This is a genomic window from Halanaerobium congolense, from assembly GCF_004366375.1.
GTDB lineage: Bacteria > Bacillota > Halanaerobiia > Halanaerobiales > Halanaerobiaceae > Halanaerobium > Halanaerobium congolense.
Genome location: NZ_SOEF01000019.1, coordinates 36328 through 61426, shown reverse-complemented (window position 1 = coordinate 61426; position 25099 = coordinate 36328). Strand labels below are relative to the sequence as shown.

At 29.0% G+C, this 25099-nt stretch carries 23 protein-coding genes and 1 pseudogene; all 24 read left to right on the top strand.

Annotated features, from left to right (window positions below; all coding sequences use genetic code 11):
- A pseudogene (locus tag C7954_RS08175) lies at window positions 1–275 on the top strand (IS4 family transposase); the annotation flags it as partial.
- Window positions 276–324: 49 nt separating this feature from the next.
- Window positions 325–576 (top strand): carbohydrate ABC transporter permease, encoded by a 252-nt coding sequence (locus C7954_RS08170; protein ID WP_134059470.1) that lies wholly within the window; start codon window positions 325–327, stop codon window positions 574–576.
- A complete protein-coding gene (locus tag C7954_RS08165; protein WP_134059468.1) occupies window positions 573–1403 on the top strand; it encodes a carbohydrate ABC transporter permease in 831 nt (276 codons plus the stop codon). Before C7954_RS08170 ends, C7954_RS08165 begins: the two co-directional genes overlap by 4 nt.
- 40 nt (window positions 1404–1443) lie before the next feature.
- Window positions 1444–2448 (top strand): Gfo/Idh/MocA family protein, encoded by a 1005-nt coding sequence (locus C7954_RS08160; RefSeq protein WP_134059466.1) that lies wholly within the window; start codon window positions 1444–1446, stop codon window positions 2446–2448.
- Window positions 2449–2530: 82 nt separating this feature from the next.
- Entirely contained in the window at window positions 2531–3685 is a 1155-nt protein-coding gene (gene nagA / locus C7954_RS08155; RefSeq protein WP_134059464.1) for an N-acetylglucosamine-6-phosphate deacetylase, read from the top strand.
- Window positions 3686–3704: 19 nt separating this feature from the next.
- A complete protein-coding gene (gene gatY, locus C7954_RS08150; protein ID WP_134059480.1) occupies window positions 3705–4568 on the top strand; it encodes a tagatose-bisphosphate aldolase subunit GatY in 864 nt (287 codons plus the stop codon).
- Window positions 4565–5497: a 1-phosphofructokinase gene (pfkB, locus tag C7954_RS08145; protein WP_089723369.1), complete on the top strand. Its 933-nt coding sequence runs from the start codon at window positions 4565–4567 to the stop codon at window positions 5495–5497. Before gatY ends, pfkB begins: the two co-directional genes overlap by 4 nt.
- 1243 nt (window positions 5498–6740) lie before the next feature.
- Window positions 6741–7847, top strand: a complete 1107-nt coding sequence (gene rfbB, locus C7954_RS08135; protein WP_134059462.1) for a dTDP-glucose 4,6-dehydratase — start codon at window positions 6741–6743, stop codon at window positions 7845–7847.
- Between the two features lie 18 nt (window positions 7848–7865).
- On the top strand, window positions 7866–8753 hold the full coding sequence (gene rfbA, locus C7954_RS08130) for a glucose-1-phosphate thymidylyltransferase RfbA (protein WP_134059460.1): 888 nt from the start codon (window positions 7866–7868) through the stop codon (window positions 8751–8753).
- Window positions 8753–9466 carry a GNAT family N-acetyltransferase gene (locus C7954_RS08125; RefSeq protein ID WP_134059458.1) on the top strand — a complete coding sequence of 238 codons (714 nt, stop codon included), beginning with the start codon at window positions 8753–8755 and terminating at the stop codon, window positions 9464–9466. Before rfbA ends, C7954_RS08125 begins: the two co-directional genes overlap by 1 nt.
- The gene (locus C7954_RS08120; RefSeq protein ID WP_134059456.1) at window positions 9463–10530 is read left to right on the top strand and encodes a TDP-N-acetylfucosamine:lipid II N-acetylfucosaminyltransferase family protein; all 1068 of its coding nucleotides are present in this window, start codon (window positions 9463–9465) and stop codon (window positions 10528–10530) included. The genes C7954_RS08125 and C7954_RS08120 overlap by 4 nt, the downstream gene beginning before the upstream one ends.
- 18 nt (window positions 10531–10548) lie before the next feature.
- Window positions 10549–11688, top strand: a complete 1140-nt coding sequence (rffA, locus tag C7954_RS08115; protein ID WP_134059454.1) for a dTDP-4-amino-4,6-dideoxygalactose transaminase — start codon at window positions 10549–10551, stop codon at window positions 11686–11688.
- Window positions 11672–12529 (top strand): sulfotransferase domain-containing protein, encoded by an 858-nt coding sequence (locus C7954_RS08110; protein WP_134059452.1) that lies wholly within the window; start codon window positions 11672–11674, stop codon window positions 12527–12529. The genes rffA and C7954_RS08110 overlap by 17 nt, the downstream gene beginning before the upstream one ends.
- 19 nt (window positions 12530–12548) lie before the next feature.
- Window positions 12549–13997 carry an MOP flippase family protein gene (locus tag C7954_RS08105; RefSeq protein WP_134059449.1) on the top strand — a complete coding sequence of 483 codons (1449 nt, stop codon included), beginning with the start codon at window positions 12549–12551 and terminating at the stop codon, window positions 13995–13997.
- Window positions 13998–14015: 18 nt separating this feature from the next.
- On the top strand, window positions 14016–15173 hold the full coding sequence (locus C7954_RS08100) for an FRG domain-containing protein (protein WP_134059446.1): 1158 nt from the start codon (window positions 14016–14018) through the stop codon (window positions 15171–15173).
- A gap of 25 nt (window positions 15174–15198) precedes the next feature.
- Window positions 15199–16998, top strand: coding sequence for a hypothetical protein (locus C7954_RS08095; RefSeq protein ID WP_134059443.1), 1800 nt, complete (start codon window positions 15199–15201; stop codon window positions 16996–16998).
- Window positions 16999–17095: 97 nt separating this feature from the next.
- Window positions 17096–17383: a hypothetical protein gene (locus C7954_RS08090; RefSeq protein WP_134059440.1), complete on the top strand. Its 288-nt coding sequence runs from the start codon at window positions 17096–17098 to the stop codon at window positions 17381–17383.
- A 105-nt stretch (window positions 17384–17488) separates the two neighbouring features.
- Window positions 17489–17953, top strand: coding sequence for a hypothetical protein (locus tag C7954_RS08085; protein WP_134059437.1), 465 nt, complete (start codon window positions 17489–17491; stop codon window positions 17951–17953).
- A gap of 10 nt (window positions 17954–17963) precedes the next feature.
- Window positions 17964–18263 (top strand): hypothetical protein, encoded by a 300-nt coding sequence (locus C7954_RS08080; protein ID WP_208320678.1) that lies wholly within the window; start codon window positions 17964–17966, stop codon window positions 18261–18263.
- A gap of 95 nt (window positions 18264–18358) precedes the next feature.
- Entirely contained in the window at window positions 18359–18691 is a 333-nt protein-coding gene (locus tag C7954_RS08075) for a hypothetical protein (RefSeq protein ID WP_134059431.1), read from the top strand.
- A gap of 73 nt (window positions 18692–18764) precedes the next feature.
- Complete coding sequence (locus C7954_RS08070) at window positions 18765–20813, top strand: ATP-dependent nuclease (RefSeq protein WP_134059428.1); 2049 nt, start codon at window positions 18765–18767, stop codon at window positions 20811–20813.
- On the top strand, window positions 20792–22492 hold the full coding sequence (locus C7954_RS08065) for a UvrD-helicase domain-containing protein (RefSeq protein WP_134059425.1): 1701 nt from the start codon (window positions 20792–20794) through the stop codon (window positions 22490–22492). The genes C7954_RS08070 and C7954_RS08065 overlap by 22 nt, the downstream gene beginning before the upstream one ends.
- Before the next feature lie 50 nt (window positions 22493–22542).
- A complete protein-coding gene (locus C7954_RS08060; protein ID WP_134059422.1) occupies window positions 22543–23844 on the top strand; it encodes a nucleotide sugar dehydrogenase in 1302 nt (433 codons plus the stop codon).
- A gap of 11 nt (window positions 23845–23855) precedes the next feature.
- A complete protein-coding gene (locus tag C7954_RS08055) occupies window positions 23856–24800 on the top strand; it encodes a glycosyltransferase family 2 protein (RefSeq protein WP_134059419.1) in 945 nt (314 codons plus the stop codon).
- Window positions 24801–25099: the final 299 nt, after the last annotated feature.

Below are 25099 nucleotides of genomic sequence, written 5' to 3'. Positions count from 1 at the left end.
CTCATACAGCAATTGTCTTTACAAGATACATGTTACTGTCAGTAGAAAACAGAAAATATGCAGATGACAGAACACTTGGGCAAATGTTTTATCTTCTGGTTGATGAAATGGCAGATATCAGCTGGATTCAAGCTATACATATGCTGATGGAAGTTTTTATTACAACCATTAAAGATAAATTATCATTAACTTCAAAACAGCTGGATCAGCTTTTAGAAGCATTTATCATGGCACTTCCAGAAAACTTAGTAGAACATCTGCCAATATCTGCTTAAAACAGTAAAATCACATTACTTAAATTCTGCTAAATATTGAAATTTCAAGGTGCAAAAGGGTTATTTATGTGCGAAGTTTGAGTTAATTATTTGGACAATAAAAGATTTTGCAATAATTTATCTTTTAGCTCGTGGAGGACCTTCTAGAGCAACAGAAACTTTACCAATTTATATTTACCATCTGGCATTTCAATTTTTTGATTTTGGTAAAGCTGCAGCAGCAGGGGTTGTAATGCTATTATTTTCATTAGTATTTATAGTTGTTTATTTAAAAATACTATCAGGAGGTGAGATAGATTGAGTTTTAAAAAGATTTCTATTTATATTTCAGTAATTATAGTGTGCTTATTAACTATATTTCCTTTTCTATGGATAATTTCGACTTCTTTTAAACCGGCAAATGAAGTATATTCATTTCCTCCGAAACTCATACCAAACAATATAACTTTAGAAGGTTACAAAACTTTACTAGAAACTAGCTCTACTTTTCATTTTTTGAAGTGGACTTGGAATAGTTTTTTTGTTTCTTTTTTAACAACTATATTTTCACTTTTTATTGCTACTTTAGGTGGTTATGGAATGTCTAGATTTAGATTTAAAGGAAGACTGGCAATTGGATATATTATCTTACTTACGCAAGTTTTACCAGGTTCCCTATTAGTAGTACCTTTATATATAATAATGAATAATCTTGGTTTGTTAAATACTCATTTTGGTTTGATGATTGCTTATACAACATTTTCAGTTCCTTTTTGTACCTGGATGATGAAGGGCTTTTTTGATACTATTCCTAAATCTATTGATCAAGCAGCATTAATAGATGGGTGTAACAAATTTACAAGTTTCTTTTATGTAGTGCTACCTTTAGCAAAATCAGGTTTAGTGGCAACTGGTATTTTTTCTTTTATTACTGGTTGGAATGAATATTTATTTGCTAGTGTATTTCTAAAGAGGTATACAATGTGGACATTACCAGTTGGTATTTCGAGTTTTCAAGGTCAGTACACAACTGATTGGAATGTATTAATGGCTGGTTCGGCATTAATAGCTTTACCCGTCGTTGTGATTTTTTGGCTATTACAAAAGCAATTAGTAAGTGGAATGACTGCAGGATCTGTCAAACAATAATATGTATCATAAATATTAAATTAAAAGGGAGAGATTAAATATGGTTAAAACAGGAATTATAGGAATGGGAATTAGAGGGCAAATGTATGCTGAAAGTATAGAACAAAATAATCAGGCAAGTGTTGAAGCTATTACAGAAGTTAATAATGAAAGTTTAGAAAAAAACAAAGAAAAATTTAATACTAAAGGATATAAAGACTACAAAAAAATGATTGATGAGAATGACTTAGATGCAATAATTGTGGCTACACCTGATCACTTACATAAAGAGCCAGTCATATATGCTGCTGAAAGAGGATTACATTTATTAATTGAAAAACCTTTTTCTAATTCAGTTAGTGATGCTGAAGAAATGCACAATGTTATTTCTAAGAATAAAATAAAATGCCTAGTTGCTTTTGAAAATCGATGGAATCCTCCATTTGTTGCTGTAAAAAAAGAAATTGAAAGTGGTAATATTGGTGAAATTAATTCTATAAATTCTAGATTAAATGACACAATTTTTGTGCCTACAGAAATGTTAAAATGGTCTAAAAATTCTACACCTGGATGGTTCTTATTTCCCCACATAATAGATATGGCTTGTTGGTATAATAATAAAGATGTTAAAAAAGTTTACGCTGTAGGAACAAAGAAAAAATTGATATCATTAGGAATAGATACTTATGATTCAATGCAGGCTACTGTGACATTTGATGATGGAACTAATGCTGTATTTACAACAAGTTGGATTTTACCTGAATCTATGCCTTTAATTTATGACTGCAAATTTGAAATAATTGGTGAAGAGGGAGCTCTTTATATTGATTTACAAGATCAAATGGTTAAACATGCTGGTAAATCATATAAGCATCTTAGTACAATTGGAACTTCTATAAATGGTGAATTAACTTTACCTCCTACTTATATGTTAAATAGTTTTGTTGATAGTATTGTAAATAATACGGCTATATCTGCTGATTCTGAAGCTGGACTAAAAAATACTAAAATTGTTGAAGGGGTTCATAGATCTATTAAAGAAAATAAAGCAATAACAATCGACTAATTAAAATGAATATTTATAAAATCAGCTTTATTGATAAATATTTATTAAATAGAGCTGATTTTTAATTATATGGGGTGAAAAAATGACCTATTATATTAAAAGCAAAAAAATATTTAAAGAAGATGAAATACTATTAAATTATGCTTTGAAAATAAAAAATAAAAAAATAGTTGACTTTGTCAAAAACTCTAAACTTTCTCCAGAAGATGAGATAATTGACTATCAAGATAAGATAATTATTCCTGGAATGATTGATCTTCATATCCATGGTGCAGTTGGAAAAGATGTAATGGATGGTGATTATGAAGCTCTAAATGAAATTTCTAAGTACTTAGCTAAAACAGGTGTTACCTCTTTTTTAGCAACTACTTTGACTGCTCCAATGTCAAAAATAAAAAAAGCATTAATAAATATAAGTCAGGCAATGAAAAAAGGGGTGGAAGGAGCGAAAATTTTAGGCTCTTATTTAGAAGGACCCTATCTGACAGAAGAACATAAAGGAGCTCATCCGACTGAATTTATGAGAGAGCTAAACCTAGCTGAAATAAAAGGTCTTTTAGAGCTTTCAAATGATACAATTAAAGTTTTTGCTCTTGCTCCAGAGAAAAAGAATTCTCATAAAATCATTAAATTTTTAGAAAAAAATAATATAAAAACCACTATGGCACATACCAACGCAAGTTATGAAGAAGCATCTGCTGCTGTAGAAAGTGGCTTAGAACTTGCCACACACACCTTTAATGGAATGAAAGGCTTACACCATAGAGAGCCGGGAGCTTTAGGAGCAGTTCTAAACAATAAAGATGTTTATTCAGAATTAATTGCTGATAATATTCATGTCCATCCTGCAGCCTTAGAGCTATTATTAAAAATCAAAGGTAGTGATAAAGTTATTTTAATCAGTGATTGTATGCGTGCTGGTGGTTTAAGTGATGGAGAATATATGTTGGGTGAACTAAAAGTTTTAGTGAAAAATTCCATAGCGAGAACTGAAGCTGGTTCTCTTGCAGGAAGTACATTAGAATTAAGAGATGCTGTCATAAATATTAAAGAAGCTGCAGATATTGATTTATATACAGCTTTAAAAATGGTTACAATTGTACCTGCAAGATTATTAGGTATGGACAAGAAAATAGGAAGCATAGAAAAAGGAAAAAATGCAAACATTGCGGTTGTAGATGAAATGATGAATATTTATTCAACAGTGATTGATGGAAAGATTGTATATAGAAAATAATTTTAAAGGAAGTGATCTGATGTTTATAATTTCAAATAGAAATCTTTTACTAGATGCTCAAAAAAGAAAATATGCAGTACCGGCATTTAATATTCACAACCTGGAAACTACAAAAGTTGTAGTTGAAGCTGCAGAAGAATTAAATTCACCAATTATTTTGGCAGCAACACCAGGAACCATTAGATTTGCAGGAGCGCGTTATTTAGTAAATATAATGAAAAGTGCAGCAGCAGAATCAACTGTTCCAATTGCTTTTCACTTAGATCATCATGAAAATATTGAAGATATAAAAGAATCAATAAAATTAGGCTGCAAATCGGTTATGATTGATGCTTCAGCTTTGGATTATGAAGATAATATCGCCAAAGTAAAAGAGGTGGTTGAATTTGCAAGGTTGTATGATGTAAGTGTTGAAGCTGAACTTGGTAAGTTAGTCGGTCAAGAAGATGATATTGAAATAAGTGATGCAGAATCTGAGTTAACTGACCCCAATTTAGCAGCTGATTTTGTTGAAAGAACTGGAATTGACTCTTTAGCAGTTGCTATAGGTACAGCTCATGGTCTTTATAAAAAGGATCCTAAAATTGATTATGAACGTTTAAAAGCTATAGAAAATAATGTGGATATACCTTTAGTTTTACATGGAGCTTCTGGAGTTCCTGATCAAGATGTTAGAAAATCTATAGAAATGGGAATTACAAAAGTAAATATTGCTACAGAGTTAAAAATTGCTTTTTCCGATGCAGTTAAAGAATACTTTAGCAAAAATCCAGAAGCTAATGATCCTCGTAAATACTTAAAACCTGGCAAAGAAAATATGAAAAAGCTGGTTAAGCAGAAAATAAAGCTCTGCGGTAGTGAAAATAAAGGATTATTAAAATGATAGCTGCAATTACATTGAATACTTCAGTTGACAGAAGATATAATATTAAAGAAATTAAAAAAAATACTGTTCAACGCACAGGAGACTATCAGGCCACTGCTGGTGGAAAAGGTATCAATGTCAGCCGAGTTATTAATTTATTAAACAGAGAAGTTACGGCTTTAGGTTTTATTGGGGGTTTTTCTGGTGATTTTATCTTTGATGAGTTAGAGAAATTAGAAATTGATAGTGATTTCACAAGAATTAAAGGTATTACAAGAAGCTGCCTTAATATTATTGACCAAAATAATAATTCAATTGAAGTTCTAGAAAATGGTCCCCAAATTACTACTGAAGAAAAAGAAGAATTTTTAAATAATTATCAAAAGAAGATTAATAAATTTGATGTAATAGCTATCTCCGGTAGTTTGCCGTCCGGACTTAGAACAGATTTTTACCAAAAGATAATAAAAATAGCTAAAGGAAATAATAAAAAAGTTATTTTAGATACCAGTGGAGAAGCATTACTGCAGGGCGCTGCAGGTGGCCCTTATATTATTAAGCCTAATAAAAGTGAAATTGAAAATATTGTAGGTTTTAATATTAATTCTGAAAGCAATTTATTAAAGGCTGCCCAAAAGCTTCAGTCACACGGTGCTAACAATATTGCATTAACTTTAGGTAAAGAAGGTATGTACTATATAACCGAAAAAGAAATCTATAAAGTTGAGGTTCCAAAAATAGAATCTGTAAATGTAACTGGTTCTGGAGATAGTCTTACTGCAGGATTGGCAGTAGCTTTAGCTGAAAAAATGAATATTATAGAAATGTTAAAATTTGCCAATGCCTGTGGAGTGGCAAATGCTGCGGAAAAAAAGACTGGTTTTGTTGAGTTGAATAAAGTAAAAAAATATATAAAAAAAATTAGAGTTATTAAAGTCAATAAGTAAAAAGGGTATTCTATAAATTAGCTAAAAATAACAGGAAAGTTTAGATAATGAAAGCACAAAAATTCAATTTTAATATATGGCTTTTCCAATGGACCCAGTATGTAATTTAGACTGCGAATATTGCTATTATCTTAAAAAAACAGAATTCTATCCGGAAACCAATAATTTTAGAGGGAAATGTAATATTTAGATTAGTAAGTCCAAAAGAATACGGCAAATTCTTAATCGCAATCTTCAATGAATGGCTTAATGACTTGGGAGATATATTTATTCAAATATTTAAGGAAGCTTTATCAGCCTGGGCAGGTTTCGGAGTAAATCTCTGTGTGTTTAGTCAAAAGGGTGGTAAAGCCTCAGTAATAGAGTTTATGACGATTTAATGGAAAAATATAATAGTGGTGGTATGTTAAGAGGTTCAAAACTTTTAGAATCAGCTATTTATGGAGTTAAGAATTATAGTATTTATAATAATTTTAATTAATTATAACAGAATCTGAAATTTATAGTAAAAAAATTTTCAAGTAGCGAGCAGACTTTTCTGCTCGTTTTTGTAATTCATATCTGATCCAGTATGTAATATGGAAGTTTTAAGGATCTTAAAATATAAATATTATTTTTAAAGGTATTTATAAAAAATATATGGTTGCACTGCGAAAAGTCGATTTTTGATATTATATCAATTTGAGAAGCTTATCCTGATAGGGATTATATAAGTCGGAAATTCTTAATTAGGATTTTTCGCAGTGCAACCATATATGATATTCAAAACAATCGTTCTATTATTTCACCTAATTTCGACAAAATAAGACATAAATTTTCATTGTATTTAGTTCTTTGGTGTATTAAAATAAGAAATAAGGGAAAAAATTCACTGATTTTGTTGATTTTAGATTAAAAATGCATTAAAATAACTAACAAGAGTAAATTAAGAAATATTTAGCAAAATATAATGTAAATTTAAGGAAATGACATTCGATGTCACTAATAAAGATTTAGATATACTTTTGTTGACATACTGTACATTTTAAAACAACATATGAGAAATATTTAAGCGATGCTTAAATATTAAGAAGCGATGTAACAAACTATTTCACTGCAACACAGTCATCAGCGTGTTGCGGTGGAGAAAAAATTTAATAGAAATACTTATTGTGGTTTGTTATGTTTGAGTACTTAAGATTAGTGCTTGACTGTAAGAGGCTATTTTTTTATATTTAAAACTTTATTTTGGAAGTGATAATAAATGAAAACATATTTAGTCACCGGAGGAGCCGGTTTTATCGGTAGTAACTTTATCAAATACATATTAGATAAAAAGCATAAAGATATTAAAATTATTTGTCTTGATAAATTAACTTATGCCGGTAATCTAGCAAATATAGAAGAAGATTTAAATAATAATCCGGAAAAGCTTACTTTTATAAAAGGAGATATTAATAACACTGAACTAGTAGAATATATTTTTGATCAGTGGGAAATTAATTACATAGTAAACTTTGCTGCAGAATCTCATGTTGATCGTTCAATAGAAGATGCAGAAATTTTCTTAAAGACAAATGTTTTAGGAGTTCAGAATCTATTAAACATAGCTAAAGACAAATGGGAAACTGGAGAAAGAGAATATAATGGTGATGTTAAATTTCTGCAGGTTTCAACTGATGAAGTTTATGGATCTTTAGGTAAAGATGGGTTTTTTACAGAAGAAACTAATATTCAACCTAACAGTCCTTATTCAGCTTCTAAAGCCAGTGCAGATATGTTAGTACGCTCCTATAATGAAACACACAACTTACCTACCTTAATTACCAGATGTTCTAATAACTATGGTCCCTATCAATTTCCAGAAAAACTTATTCCTTTAATGATTAATAACATTTTAAATGGAGAAGAATTGCCTGTTTATGGTGATGGTTTAAATGTTAGAGATTGGTTATATGTAAAAGACCACTGTAAGGCTATAGATATGGTTTTAGAAAAAGGGAAAGCTGGAGAAGTTTATAATATAGGTGGAAATAATGAGGAAACTAATATTAAGATTGTAAAAACTTTAATTGAAGAAATAAATGAGCTATTAAAAGAAAATGATGAATATGAAGAAGTTGCTAATACAGAATTTAATAATATAAATAAAGATTTAATTACTTTTGTTAAAGATAGACTCGGACATGATAAAAGATATGCTATTGATCCCAGTAAAATAAAAAAAGAAATAGGCTGGGAACCTACTACTATGTTTGAAGATGGAATTGTTGATACTATAAAGTGGTATTTAGATAATCAGGACTGGCTTAAGCTTATAACTTCAGGTGATTATAAAAATTACTATGAAGACATGTATATAGATATATAAAAACTGGAGGGATTTAATTTGAAAGGTATTATCTTAGCTGGGGGCAAAGGAACCAGATTATATCCAGCTACAAAATCAATTTCAAAACAAATTTTACCGATCTATGATAAACCAATGATTTATTATCCGCTTTCTGTTCTAATGCTAGCTGGGATAAGAAAAATATTAATTATTTCTACAGCAAGAGATCTACCATTGTTTGAAGAATTACTTGGTGATGGCAGCCATTTAGGTTTAGAACTTTCTTATGAAGTTCAGGATGAACCAAATGGTCTGGCAGAGGCTTTTATCGTTGGTGAAGATTTTATAGGTGATGATAATGTTTCTTTAATCTTGGGAGATAATATTTTTTTTGGTCAGGGTTTCACACCAAAACTTAAGAAGGCAGCTAACTTAAATGATGGAGCTACAATTTTTGGTTATTATGTTACTAACCCTGAATCTTTTGGAGTTGTTGAATTTGATGAAGAGCAGAAGGTTATTTCTTTAGAAGAGAAGCCAGATAATCCTACGTCAAATTATGTTGTTCCTGGTTTGTATTTTTATGATAATTCTGTTGTTGAAAAAGCTAAGAAACTTACTCCTTCTGATAGAGGAGAATTAGAAATAACTGATTTAAATAAATTATATATGGAAGATGGTACTCTTAATGTAGAACTTTTGGGTAGAGGGTTAGCCTGGTTAGATACTGGAACTCATGATGGTTTATTAAATGCAGCTAATTTTGTTGAAGCAGTACAGAAGAGACAGGGTCTTTACATTGCTTGTGTTGAAGAAATTGCTTATCGTAATGGCTGGATTGATGATGAAGAATTATTAAATCTTGCTGATAATTTAATTAAAACTGACTATGGGAAATATCTAACTAATTTATGTACGGAGAATAAATATTTGAGGCGATATTAATGTTAAACAGACTTAAATGGGATAGTGATTTTTGGGATCTTGAAATTGCTGACTTACATTTTGAAAATGATAATTTTGAAGCTGAAGAGCATAATTTTTTTGATTATGATATTATACAGTCTAAGGTTGAAATTAATAAAAAGAAAATAATTAATTTTTTAGAATCAAAAAAATTTAATTTTATTAATTTAGAAATTTCATTAGTTAGAAATTTAAGTAATTATAATTATAAAAGAAGCCAATTTGAAATTGCACAAAAAAAAGATATAGATGATGTTTGTTTAATTGCTTCAAATGTTTTTGAAAAAAGCAGATTTGATGTATTTGAGAGGTTAACAAACCAAAAAATTAGTAATTTTTATAGTCTTTGGGTAAAAAAAAGTGTTTTAGGTACATTTGATGATTGTTGTATAATTGAAAGAAATGATCAAAACAAAATAATTGGTTTTATTACTTTAAAATTTTTAAATGATGATTCTGCAGAGATTGGTTTGCTCGGTGTAAAAAAAAATAATCAGGGTTTAGGTATTGGGAGTAAATTATTAAGTAGTGCTTATAAACTTTTAAAAGAAAAAAAAATAGAAAGATTAATTGTATCTACTCAGGGAACTAATTATAATGCACTAAACTTTTATTATAAAAATAATTTTAAGTTAAATAAAATCAATAGCTGGTATTATAAAATCAATAAATTTAATAAGGATCTAATATGAAACATTTACATATAATGAATGATGATAAGTTTATTGAGCCATATATTAGATTTATAGAAGAATACTTTTATTTTCAAAAACATAAATTTATTATTTTATCAAAAAATAATAAAAATTCTTATTATAATAATAAGAAAAACATTTTTCAATATCACAGCAAAAAAGATTATTTAAAGATATTAAAAGATTTATATTTAACTGATAATATTTTTTTACATGGTTTATTTAATAGAAATATATTTATTATATTATTTACTAACCCCTGGCTTTTAAAAAAGTGTAAATGGATTTTATGGGGGGGAGATTTATATAGTTATAAAAAACGTCTAAAAAAAAGAAAATTGAAAAGTAAAATTTATAATTATATGATATTTTATGTAATTAAAAATATTGAAGGGATAATTACTTATATAAAGGGTGACTATAAATTAGCTCAACAGTGGTATAAAACAAAAGCTAATTATTATAAGTGTATTTGTTATTTAAGTAATATACCTAGCTATAATATTCCTAAGACTAATTTTAAAATTAATACTCATAATAAAGAACATATTTTTATACAGGTTGGCAATTCTGCTGATCCCAGTAATAATCATGTAGAAATTTTAGATAAAATAAAAGAAAATAAAAATGAAAATGAAAAGATAAAAATAATTTGTCCTTTATCATATGGCAAAGAAGATCAAAAAAAGAAAGTTATTAAATATGGCAAAAAAGTATTTGGTAAAGATTTTGTTCCATTAACTAAGTTTATGGATTTAAAAACTTATAATAAATTGCTGAGTAATATTGATATAGCAATTTTTAATCATCAAAGACAGCAAGCTATGGGGAACATTTTAACTTTGCTTTATCTTGGTAAAAAGGTCTATATTAGAGATGATATAGTGACCTGGGATTTTATGCAAGAAAATGATATTAAAGTTTTTTCATTTAATAATTCTAATAATGATCTATTAGATGAAATTGATTCTGAAGTTGCAAAAAAGAATAGGAAAAAGATTGATTTTCGATTTAATATTGATGTATTCATAGAAGAATGGAGTAATATTTTTAATAGCTAGAAATTAGGAGATGGAATTGTGATAACTTTTAATGTACCGCTTCACATCAATAAAGAAATAGATTATATTAAAGAAGCAGTTGAAGAAAACAATAAAATTTCTGGTGATGGTCCTTTTACAAAAAAATGCCATAAATGGATGGAAGATAAATTTAACTGTTCAAAAGCTCTTTTAACAACTTCTGGGACTCATGCCCTAGAATTAGCAGCTTTGTTAATTGATATTCAAAAAGGTGATGAAGTTATAATGCCTTCATATACGTTTACTTCTACTGCTAATGCCTTTGTATTAAGAGGAGCAATAATAAAGTTTATAGATATTGAGCCAGAGACAATGAACATGGATGCAGATTTAATAGAACAGGCAATAACAAATAAAACTAAAGCTATAGTCCCGGTTCATTATGCTGGTGTAAGTTGTGATATGAATAAGATTAACTCAATTGCTGATGAGTATGATTTATATGTTATTGAAGATGCTGCTCAGGGAGTTATGTCGAAGTATAACGATGAATATTTGGGAACACTAGGTGATTTAGGTTGTTATAGTTTTCATGAAACCAAAAATTATTCTAGTGGTGAAGGTGGAGCCTTAATTATTAATAATGAAAAATTCAAAGAAAGAGCTGAAATTATTAGAGAAAAGGGAACTAATAGAAGTCAATTTTTCAGAGGTCAGGTAGACAAATATACCTGGCAGGATCATGGTTCTTCTTATCTTCCCAGTGAAATAAATGCTGCTTATTTATATGCTCAATTAGAAAAAGCTGAAGAAATTAATAATAATAGGGTGTCATCTTGGAATTTGTATTATAAATTATTGAAACCATTGGAAGAAAAAAACATGATCAGTTTACCATATATTCCAGATAACTGTGAACACAATGCCCATATGTTTTATATAAAGACGGAAAGTTTAGAAGAAAGAACTAAACTGATTTCTTATTTAAAAGAAAATGATATTCAATCTGTTTTTCATTATATACCTTTGCATTCTACTAAAGCTGGTAAAAAATTCAGTGAGTTTGTTGGTGAAGATAAGTTTACTACCAGTGAGAGTGAAAAATTAGTACGTTTGCCTATGTATTATGGATTGAAAGATAGAGATATTGAATATATTGCTGAAAAAATAATTGAATTTTATGATGGAGTTAATTAAAATGGGGAGAAGACAATTAATTAATAAGTATATTAATAAAATTTATTATAAAATTTTCAACCCTGTTTATAATTTGAAACTAAAATTTGGCTCTAATCCTAAGTTCATAGTTATTGGAAATCCAAAAACTGGGACATCTGTTATTTCAAGCTTAATTGCAGTTTATGGTGGTTTAACAAAAACTATAGATATACCAGAAATGTGGTATAAACAATTAGAATTATATAAAGGAAATATTGAACTTGAAAAGTTTATTAGTGAAAACCCTCATCGCTTTGCTAAAAAATTAGTCAAGGAGCCTAATTTGACATTTTTGTATTCTAAAATAAAAGACATATTTCCAAAGTCAAAAATAGTTTTAATTACAAGACATCCTGTTGATAATGTCAGGAGTGTCTTGGATAGAGTTAATATTTCTCCCAGTAGTTTACCAATAGATACCAAAGAAATAGATGATATGAAAATCATTAATCCTTGGAAATGGTTTGTGAATGGTAAAGTTTTAGGGGATAATCCTTCTAATAAAGTTCCCTATTCTATGGCATATAATTGGGTTTATACTGTTAAATTATTTCTAGAAAATAAAGATTCTATTTATTTAATTCGCTATGAGGATTTTATAGAAGATAAAACAAGTTCAATTCAAAGATATTGTGAAGATTTAAATATAAAAAAGCAAAATGATATTTCTCATTTAGTAGACAAACAATATCAACCTAAAGGTGAAAATAAAAATAAAGAGATTACAGAATTATTTTCAGAAGAAGTAATTCGAAATATAGAAAATATTTGTTCTTCAGAAATGGAAAAGTTAGGATATGAATTTTATTCTAAGAAATAATTATTTTCAGGAGTGAAATATGTCATTAAAAAAGAAAACTTTCTGGGGAGGGATCTGGAATAGTTTATCCAGTGTTTCTTTAACCGGACTAAATTTTATAATAACAGCTATTTTAGCAAGATTATTATCTCCCAATGCTTTTGGTGTTATGGGAATGATACAAACTACTATAGCTTTAATTAATATGATGAATCAATTTGGTCTTTCACCTGCAATTATTCAGGGTGAAAATTTAAATCAAAGACGTCTTTCTTCTTTGTTTTGGTTTAATATGTTTGTTGGGATAACAATGACTGGGATTGTCTTTTTTAGTGCAGATTTAGTTGCTTTATTTTTTAACCAAAATAGTTTAGCTCCGTTATTAAGACTTATTTCTATAGTTTTTACAGTAGTTTCTTTCTCTTTTATTCAACAGAGTTTATTACGAAAAGAAATGAAATTCAAAGAGCTTTTTAATATCAATATCATTTCAACAATTTCCTATGGTATTATTACTATTATTTTAGCTGTTAATGGTTTTGGTGTTAAGTCTTTAGTTTTAGGTTATATCAGTAAAAATATTGTTAATACAATTTTAATAATATTATTTAATAGATGGGTTCCTAGTTTTAGATTTGATTTTAAAGAGATTAAAGATTTATTGAATTTTGGTGTTTATGTTTTTGGCTCGAGCATTTTGAATTATTTTAATCGTAATCTGGATTATTTATTAATAGGTAGATTTTTAGGTTCAGAAGCACTTGGTTATTACACATTGGCTTATAAAATGATGTTAATTCCGGTTCAAAAAATTGGTGGTGTAATAAGCAATACATTTTTACCAGCTTTTTCTCAAATAAAACATAATCAAAAATCAATAAAAAAATATTATCTTAAAGTTTTACAGTTAATTTCACTTTTAACTTTTCCAATGATGGGAGGATTATTTATAGTCGCTCCTGAGTTTATCCTAAGTATTTATGGTGAAAATTGGATTCCGGTAATTATATTAATTCAAATACTTAGTATTACGGGTGCTTTACAATCATTAGGAACAACACTAGGGACTATTTTATTATCTCAAGGAAGATCAGATATTTCATTTAAATGGAATTTGTTTGCTGTTAGTAATTTAGCAGTTGCGATGCTCATTGGTATGAACTGGGGAATTATAGGAGTTGCAGCTGGAGTTGCAATTTTTAGTTTTTACGCTTTTTGGATTAGTTTTTATATTACTGGTAGTTTGATTAATATGAGTTTATTGGATTTGGTTAACTTTATTAAGAAGTCATTTTTATACACCATATTTATGATGATAATTGTATATTTAACTAAAACTTATCTAGTAACACCGAATATTGAACAAATGCCAATTCAATTAGCTATTAATGTAATTACTGGAATTGTTGTTTATGCAGCTATCTTTTTAATTATTGACGGCAAAGAATATTTTGAACAGATTAAGAGATTGAAAAGTGCTGTGAAATAAAAAAAGAGAGGTTATATTTTGACTAAAAAAGTTATTAAACTTGATAAGTTAAAGAGAACTATAGCACTGCAGCAGGAATATAAAGAACGAAACAAAAATGTATCAACTGCAAGAAGAGCTACTATGGCTAGTAAAGATGTTTTTCCTTTAGGACGTAATGCACGAGAAGATTTATATGCAGATTTGTTTACCAATGGTAGTACAGTCAGATATCCTCATGGAATAGTAGTTAAATATGGAATGAATTCTCCTATAAAAACTTTTTATAGGGGTGAAGCAAAAGATTACAGCAGAAAAAATAATGGATCTAAATGCAGATCTTCTTTAGGGCGAGAACTTGCTGGATTAGAGACAGAAGCAGAAAGAGAATTAGAATTCTTTACTGCTCAATTAAAAATAATAGCTTTTTCAAATATGATTAATGAATTAAAACATAATTTAGATTGGAATTATTGTGATATATTTTCTTATGTAATTGCTCAACATTATGGCATTAGAACTCAGTATCTAGATATAACGGATGATCTTGCAGTAGCATTATTCTTTGCCTGTTGTAAACATATGGGCAATGGAAAATATCAGCCTGTTAGCAAAAGAGATATTAGAGAAAATGATTTTGGTTCTCATGCTGTTTTATATAAAAGGGTAGATGATTTAACTATTAATCTTAAAGCTGAAAAGAAAGTTAAGGATGTGCTTCCAATTGGTTATCAACCTTTTACCCGCTGTTATAAGCAGAGGGGCTATTTTATCGATACAATGAAGTTAGGTGATATAGTTAATTATGATTTAGCAGCTGACCACGGCTTTGAAAAGTTATATTTCAAAAGAACCCCTGAATTTGCAGCAGAAATTTATGAACTTTTCGATGGCGGCAGGGAACTTTTTCATGATCGGTCAATGGAGCTTTTAAGTGGGCTGATAGATGAAATTAAAACTGGCGATTCTTTTAGTGAAGATAGTTTTGATAAAGCTTATGATAATTTTGGTGTGATTAAATCTAAAGACTGGTGGCTGACTAAACTTGCTGCTTATGGAACAGAAGTTGGTGAGCCGGCGTTGGAGCTGAGTGATGACCTGAAGACTAAAATTGATGATTCCTGGGATATTAAAGAATTTGTTGATCAGGAAAGGCTGGCAATTGGTGGTCGGATGGTATATTATCCACCTGATTAAAATTGATATTAGGAGTTAGATTATAATGGAAGAGCTTTCTTTGATACTTCAAAACCAAATTGCTTTACTATTTGATTTAGATATCCTTTCATTTAGTTCAACTTATTACACCATCTCTGCCTCCTTAAGTGTTTCTATTCTTGCTATTTTTCTTCCTTTAAGTATTGAAGTAGCAAATAGACTAAGTGATAAATACCAAAGTGATGTTTTACAGGAAATATTTTTAGAAAATGAAATTATAAAGTTAATGTTGAAACTGAATTTAGCTAATTTATCTGTAATCATAATTGCTTTAGTATTTAGAGATGACAGATTATTTTTAAATAAACTGAATTTTTTAGGGTTTATAAGCTTTGGCTTTACAATAGCAGTGCTTTACTATTTTAAAGAAGCTTTTGGTTTTTTTGTTAATTTTTCTTCAAAAAAAAACTGGCTGCTTGAGAATATTGATAAAAAAATGAAGCTTGAATCAGAAAAAGAAATAGTAGATAGAAATTTGTCAGATGAGATGAATTATCTAGATGCAAAAATGAAAATTGTTCTGAGCGAAGTTGGGAAGGTTAGCAAAGAAAAGATTGAATCAAAATTTGATAATCTTTTTCAACAACACAGTGAAATATTTTCCGGTTATAAATTAATTCGGAGAAAAGAAAAAAATAGCATTAGAATTTATAAATTTTTAATTAACCAGTGGTTTTATTTTTACGAGCAGATAAAAGAAAATGATTATGAATCACAGTATTTAGCTGAAATTATTACTGAGTTCATTGCAGCTGAAATTTATGAGTATGCTGATCAGGTCGATTCAGAAGCTGAAGATAAAAGCAATCCTGAGCTGGAATATTTATTAAGAAAAATAACAACTCTTTATAAGCAGGAAATTAATAAAAGTGAAGAACCAGAAAAATTAACTCTGCTGACAATTCGCTGGTATAGAGAGTATTTCTATTTAGTTGATGATGAGCAGCTCGATAAAAATTTAAATAAACTTGAGCTTTTAAATTCTTACATCAGGAAGATTATTTATTATACTGTAGAAAGTGGAAATGAAAAAGCCTTTTCAAAGTTAATAGAAGAATTAAGTCAAAGATTAATTATAGAAGTTCCGGAATATAAATCAATTTGCTATTCAAATTCTCTTGATTCTGATGATGATAAAATGAAAGAAATACGAAGCTTAGAAGAGGAACTCAGTAAAGAAAGACAATTAATTTTCGATAAGAAAACTTTAGTTGAATGGCAGAATAAATTCCAGAAATATGTAGATGAGATTAATCAATATGCTGACAAAAAAATAATTGAGCAGAAACAAATTAATGAAGAGATTAAGGAAGCTCTTAGTTATTTTAAAGTTCGCAATAGATATTCACTTAGTTTATATGCTGGAGCCTGCTGCATTTATTTTGAAAAATATGAATGGCTTAATTACTTCTGGGATAATATAAAAGATAATTACCCAAATTTAAAGCATAAAATTATAATGCCCTATGATTTCAGAAACCTTCTACTGCTGATTATTAATTATCGAGAAATCTCCTATCAAGCTAAAGATACAGATCTAAGGTTTTTTGGTCGTTTTAATTATATTAAAGAGTTTTTGATTTTGTTGATTTTTAAGCTAATGAGATTAGACGAATGTGAAGCTCCAAAGAAGAAAGATATAAGTGGGTTTGATAAGCTGGAGCTAAAGGGTTTAATAGAGGATTTAGAACATCACTTTTTAGAAAAAGATTTTTCAGTTTATAAAGAACAACTTGGGTTGACGGAAGCGGAAATGAAGTCAGAGTTTAATGATTTTAAAGATGCGATTTCTGACTTACTTTAGCAGGTGATTTACTATTAACATTGAATTATATATAAATAGTTAGAAGCAGATAAGACAGTCCAATTGAAATTAGCATAGGAAAAAGGGGTAAGCTGTTATGAAAAGTTTTAGTCTGGATAAGAAGAATTATTCAAATAAAATTAATGAAAGTTCTCCTCAGGCTCCTTCAATAGATAATAATCAGCTGGAATCTCTGGGGATTTGCTATCAGTTAGAAAATTCTGGTGAAATTTTTGACTATCTAACGGATAAAAGTGATTTACTAACTTTCTTATTAAAAGCAGCTGAAAAATCAATGAAGCTTTTGCTGACAATATGGAACTTACTCTGGTTAAAAAATCTGATCCTGAGATTGCGGACTTTGATTATCTGGCTGTTTATATAAATACTTCGGAGTTGTTTGTTGCGGAAGCCAGGGCTAAATTTAAAAAGTTTAAATATGATTGGTATTTTGATCACAGTGATGACCTTGATGGGAGGATTGTTTTTCATGTCACTTGATTTTATCTTTGACTGTAAACATTATATTGATTATGCAGAAGAAATTTTTAATGATGGTGATTTTAGTCAGGAAAATGAATATTTAATCAGGACAGGAATTAGCAGAGCTTATTACGGGTTATATCATTTCTGCCAAAACTTTGCTATTGAAGCGGAACTCTTAACTGAGTCTCAATTAAAAGATAGCGGAAATTCTCACAGCCGTTTAATTAATGAGTTAAAACATACTAATCACTTTGATCTGGAATATAGAAAACGGCTTAATTCTATAAAAAAGGACATCGGCGAAACACTTAGCGAATTAAGAGATTATAGAAATGATGCTGATTATTCCTCTAAATACCCTAGAACATCTGGTCGCGAACTAGAACGCGATTTAGAAGATGCAGTTATTGGGACCAAAGAGGCATTGGATAATTTGGAGAGACTAGCAGCCGGGATGAAAGAAATTTAAGGGTGATATTTTGTTTCTAAAAATTATTTTAACAGCAATTTTAATAATGATATTACCTATTGTAGTAATTCCGCTTCTTTTTTCTGTGATCAATTATCTTCCTGAAATATTTTCATACTTTTCTTTTGGTTTGGGAAGAGAATTCTTTGCAGAAATTCAATTACGCGATTATCTCAGCTTATATCTTTCTATTGTAAGTATAATGGTTTCAGTAATTATTGCCTATTATCTTTATAAGCTGGAAGTTCAGCAGAAAAGGAAAGAAAAAGACCAGGAGTTAGAGCAGAATAAAGAGATGATCATATTATAGTTTATAATAGTGAAGGCAAAAAATTATGTGGGGCTAAATTTGATGCTAATGTTGTAATTGAAGGCAGTGCTGAAATTTTTGATAGGGAAGGTAATTTGATTTTTGCTGGTGGTTTTAAAGATCATCAAAGAAATGGAGAGGGTATAGAATATCAACCTGATGGTGTAAAAGCTAAAGAAGGAATTTGGAAAGATGGAAAGTTAGTCGATGGCTTTATTTATGATGTTCTTTTAGCTGACAATAAAAGCTTGTTTAATGATGAAATTAAATTTTTAGTTGACAGTTATTCTTTGATTTCAATGGATTCTAATGACGAATTACTTGCCAGCTGTTTAAAGGTTGAAGCTGGTGAGAAGATAATAGCTCAAGGAACAATTAAAGATGCTGCTGAGGTTTGGGATGAGTATTATGATGATAAATTAGCATAAATATGATTTCTAAATTAAACATAATAATTGTTGAGATTTAATATTTTGGCTTTTTAAGAATGGTGGTATATAAATGTATATTTCAGAGCTTAATCTTGAAAATTACAGAGTTTTTAAAGAAAAAATCAAGATAGAATTTAATGAAGGAATTAATGTTTTAATTGGACAAAATAATTCTGGTAAAACAACCTTAATTAATGCTCTGTCAATCTTATTTGACCACAGCTCTAGCAAATCCATGTCAATTAATGACTTTTCTAAAAATATAACAATTGCTGAATTAAAAGAAAAGCCACCAGAAATAAAGATTACTGCTATTTTAGAAGAATCTGAAGCTGAAGAAAACTATTCAGATGATCTTGTTACAGTTTCTGACTGGTTAATTGATTTAGAAAGCCCTTATAAAGCAAAAATAACATACCACTATTATCTACCAGAAAAAGAATTGGAAAATTACCTGGAAGAAATAAATAATCTTTCCAGCAGTAATCCAAATGATTACTGGCAGTTGATTGAATCAAAATTTTTGCGCAAATACAAATATAATAGATATGTCGGAAATCCTGATCATAAAAACAGACTGGATAGTTCAGATTTAAAAAAATTTGATTTTCAGTTTTTATCACCTATTCGTGATGTGGAAAGAGATTTATATAGCGGCAGCAAAACTCTACTAAAAGAAGTAATTGACTTCTTTATGGATTATGACATTAAAACTGATAATGACTTATCTGATAGAGAAAAGAAAGAAGAAATTAGGAAAAACAAAAATAAATTTAATCAAGATACTAAGCCGTTATTAAAACAGCTTCATCAGCGAATGGAAGCAGGTAAAGAGGAAATTTTGAAATATGCTGACAAAACTGGTGCTTCTTTTGATGGTTCTAAACCAGAGTTTGCAGGAGAACTTTTAGATACAGAAATGTATTCTGCTTTAAAATTAATGATAGAAGATAAAACAGGTATTCAGATCCCTGCAGATCAAAATGGTCTTGGCTATAATAATTTGATTTATATTTCTCTGCTGCTAGCAAAAATGCAGAAAGATGCCTCTGGAGATTATCTGGGGAGTAATGCTAAAATATATTCAATACTGGCAATTGAGGAGCCAGAAGCACATCTTCATCCTAATATGCAGTATTTGTTTTTGAAATTTTTAAATGACAATCAGGAAGATGAGGTAAGACAAATTTTTATTAGCTCTCATTCTCCTAATATAACCGCAGCTGTCGATTTAGATGATTTAATTGTTTTAAACAAAAATGACATAAGCGTCAAAATTTCTTATCCAGGTAGAGTTTTTAGTCAAAAAGAAGATGACCAGGATTCTAAAAAATATATCGAGAGATTTTTGGATGTAACAAAATCAGATATGTTTTTTGCAGAAGCATTAATCTTTGTTGAAGGTATTTCAGAGTCGTTGTTAGTTCCAGAATTTGCAAAGCAGATGGATAAAGATTTAATTGATAAACATATTTCCATAGTAAATTTAGGCGGCAGGCATTTTAAACATTTCTTAAAACTTTTTGATCTCGAGAAAAATGATGCTGCTTTAAATAAAAAAGTAGCCTGTATAACAGACCTTGATCCAGTGAGAAGAAAAAATGAAGAAAATGCTAAATGGAAAAGCTGTAATCCTTTTGCAGTTAATAATGACGATCAATTTGAATATAAGGAATGTTCGAATGCTACAGTTGATAAATATTCTGAATCTGATGGTAATATCCGGATTTATACTCAGGAGAAAGGTAAAAGTTCTACTTTTGAGTATGATTTACTTTTAAGTAATCCTTGTAATAAAGATCTAATAACTGAATCCATGAGCAATCAAGATGAAATTGAAAAAATTATGGAATTAGCTGAATCAGATTCTTCAATTGATGATATACTGGAAGTGATGAATAAAAATAAATTCAAAAAGAAACTTAAGAAGGATCTGGTGAATTCTAATTTAGAAGCTGATGAACTCAGAAAACATATAATAGCTGGCAGATTTTTAGATTCTACCAGTAAGGCAGTTGTGGCCCAGGAATTAGCATTTAAATTAATAAGTGATGATTTAGAAATTAAGATTCCTGATTATATAAAAGAGGCGATAAAATGGATTTATCCAGAGCCATAGAATTAGAAGACAGTGATCAATTAATTGGAACAGAAAACCATTTTAAACTCTGTGCTGGTCCTGGAGCAGGTAAAACCAGATTTTTGGTTAATCATATTCAAAATGTGATAAAAAATTCTAAACGATTGAAAAAAGCCAGAAAAATTGCCTGTATTACTTATACTAATATTGGAGTTGAAACCTTAGCTGATAGACTTGAAAATTCTTTGGATTATGTTGAAATTAGTACCATACACAGTTTTTTATATAAGAATGTTATTAAGCCTTATAGCTGGCTTCTGGAAGATAAATACAATTTAAATATTGCTGAAATTGATGGTCATCAGGATTTTATTGCTCGAATTAGCATTTTAAAGGAATGGTTAAGACAAACAAATCAGTATGTAGGAGATTATGCACAGCTGCAGAAAGATATGCAGAAAACAGTTACTTATTTTGAGGATGAAGAGTTAAAGTGGAAATTAAAACTTCCTTATGAATCTGCGGTCAAATTTGATTCAATAATTGAGTATAAAAAATTGTGCTGGCAGCAGGGTTTCCTCAGTCATAATGATGTATTATTTTTAAGCCATAAAATTATTAAAAAATATGATGAAGTTAGAGAAATATTAAGAGCGAAGTTTCCATATATTTTTGTTGATGAATTTCAGGATACTACTCCTGTTCAGACAGAAATTATAAAAAAACTGGCAAAAAAAGAGACTATTGTTGGTGTAATTGGAGATACTGCTCAATCAATATATGAATTTTTAGGATCCAGTGTAGAAAGTTTTATAAATTTTGAATTAAATGATATGCTTTTATATAAGATTGAAGATAACCGCAGGAGTACCGAAGAGATTATTGGTGTTTTAAATAATTTGAGATCTAATGGTAATTTTCAGCAGAGCAGTCCTAATAATTTAAGTGGAGAAGTTCCTAAAATTCTAACAGGGAATTTTAATTCTGCTTATGAGTATGTTGATAACCTGCTGGAAGAAGATTTTTATACTTTAAGTTATACAAATAAAGCCACTAATATGATGCGATTTAAGCTGGAAGAATATCCAGAAGTTATGAGCTTAAGGGATTTATTAACAGAGGATAGCAATTCTAAAAGGCGGGAATTACTTTTCAATATAATTAAAGCTGTGGAATCTGCGGCAGATAAAAATTTTAAAGATGGTTTAAGATATATGCTTAGAGCCTATCGCAAAAGCAGTAATTTTACTGAAAAAGATGGATTTAGAAATTTACAGAGATTAATTAATTGTTATGATGAATATAAAAATTTAACTCTTAAAAAGTTTCATAATGATTATCTTTATAATTATTTTGATACCAGTGATATCAGCAGGCGAATTGGAAATAGTGGTGGGCCACATGATTTATATAGTAATTTGAAATATAATGAAGTTGCACTGACTATAAATCTTGAAAATGATAACAGCTTTTATAGAACAATCCATAAAGCAAAGGGTGCCGAATTTGATAATTTACTGTTAATTATCCCATCAGAAGAAAAAGAATGTTTTATGACTTTTATTTGTGATACTGATTTAGAAAATACAGAGTCACATCGACGTTATTATGTCGCTTTGAGTAGAACGAAGAAGAATCTCTTTGTTAATTTGCCTGGGTTGGATAATAGAGAAGAAGAGAAGTTGGAGGAAGTTGGGTTTAGAGTTGATGTAGTTTAAATCTTATAGATATTTAAAATTATATCAACATACAAATTGGAGGTTTTTATGTGAATATTAACAACATCAAAATAGCAATCACAGGAATGGGATATGTTGGTCTACCATTAGCTGTGGCATTTGCTGAAAATGGAATAGATATAATCGGATTTGATATCAATCAAGACAAAATAAGTAAATACAAAAATGGGGAAGATCCAACAAATGAAATTGGCAGAGATCGATTAGCTAAAATTTCAAATATAAAATATACTGCTGATGAGAAGGATTTAAAAGAGGCAGATTTCCATATAGTTGCTGTTCCGACTCCTGTTGGTAAAAACAATGTTCCAGATTTAGACCCTGTAACAGGTGCAAGTAGAACAGTGGGGAGAAACTTAAAAAAAGGATCAATTGTCGTTTATGAGTCAACAGTCTATCCGGGAGTTACAGAAGAAGTTTGTGTACCAATACTTGAAGAAGAATCAGGTTTAATTTGTGGTAAAGACTTTAAAGTGGGTTATTCACCTGAGAGAGTTAATCCTGGTGATAAAGTTAATACTGTTGAAACTATTGTTAAGGTTGTTTCTGGTATGGATGAAGAGAGTTTAGAAGTTATTGCTAAAATTTATGAGAGCATCATTAAAGCTGGAGTACATAGAGCTCCTTCTATTAAGGTAGCAGAAGCTTCAAAAATAATTGAAAATTCCCAGCGTGATGTTAATATTGCTTTTATGAATGAGTTATCTATGATTTTTGATAAGATGGATATCGATACTCAATCAGTTTTAGAAGCTGCAGGGACCAAATGGAATTTCCTCAATTTTTATCCTGGTCTTGTAGGTGGACACTGTATTGGAGTTGATCCTTATTATTTAACATATCGCTCTGAGGAACTTGGCTACATATCACAGTTGATTTTAAATGGGCGCAGGATTAATGATCAGATGTCTAATTTTGTTGCTGAAAAAATTGTGAAGAAAATGATTGAGTCCAATGTTAAGGTGAATGGATCTAAAGTTCTTGTAATGGGTTTAACTTTTAAGGAAAATGTACCTGATCTTAGAAATAGTAAGGTTGCAGATTTAATTAATAGATTGGAAGAGTATCATGTTAATGTTAAGGTGACAGACCCGATTGCTGATCCAGAAGAGGCAGTGAGAGAACATGGAATAGAACTGCAGGATATTAATAATATTAGTGATGCAGATGCTGTAGTTGTTGCAGTAAATCATGATCAGTATAATGAAATGGAACTAGAAGAATTTAAAAAGTTTTATAAGGATGATATTGATAAACCTGTATTTATTGATGTTAAGTCTATTTTTGATAAAGTTGAAGCTGAGAAAATATATAATTATTGGAGAATGTAGGTGCTTTATTAATGAGTAATGAACAAGAGAATCCTTTAGTTAGTGTAGTTATTCCTACTTATAAGCGGCCTGATATGTTGGGTAGAGCTATTGATAGTGTTTTAAATCAAACTTATGATAATATAGAGATTGTTGTAGTTGATGATAATGATGAAGATAGTGAGTATAGGAAAGAAACTGAAGAGTTTATGGATAAGTATGCCGATAATGATAATTTGGTTTATTTGAAACATACAGAGAACAAAGGTGGTTCTGCTGCTAGGAATACTGGGATAAAAACTTCTGAAGGTGAGTATATAGCATTTTTAGATGATGATGATATTTGGGTTAACACAAAATTAAAAAAGCAAATAGAAGTGTTTAAAAATAATAATAATTTGGGATTAGTATATTGTCGAATGTATAGTTTTAAAAATAATACGGGGGAAGTTTATCATAAAAAGAAAATTAAATTAGTTAATGGAAGTATATATACAGATATGTTGGAAATGAATTATATAGGTACTCCAACTGCTTTAGTAAAAAAAATCTGTTTTCAAAAAGTAGGATTATTTGATATTGAATTATTAAGTCGCCAAGACCATGATATGTTTTTGAGAATAAGTAAAAATTATGATATTGATTATGTGGATGAATTTTTAGTTAAGTTTAGTTCACATGACAATAAAATTAGTCGAAATATTAATAGTAAGGAAAAAGGTTGGAAAATATTTTTAAGTAAGTGGGAAAATGAATTGAATGAATTTCCAAAAGAAAAAAAGAAACTTTATGATAATTATTATTTTGAAATGGCGAAATTATATTATAAAAACAATAGTTACAATAAAGCAAAAATATTTTCCAAAAAAATGATAAAAAATAATATTGTTAACTATAAAGGGTTGGTTATTTTTATTTTATCAATTTTTGAAATTGATATTAATTTACATAATTTAAAGGAGAAATTTAATATATGAACAAAATAATTAAGATTATATTGAAAACTGGCTTAAATAAAATTTGGAACCTGGGATCAATAATAGACAACCCTCAAAATTTAGTAATAACTGGAAGCCCTAGGGGGGTACAACCTGGCTACTTGAACTTTTAGAAACAATTCCGATAGCTATAACCTGGTGTTATGATTATTTAATTCCTCTGAAAGAATGGGAAAAATGTATTAATACTTTGCTTGTTACTTACTAAAGTCTAGTTAAAGAGTCAGTTAATGAATTAATTTGATAGATAACAGTATATAATAAGATTAATATACTAA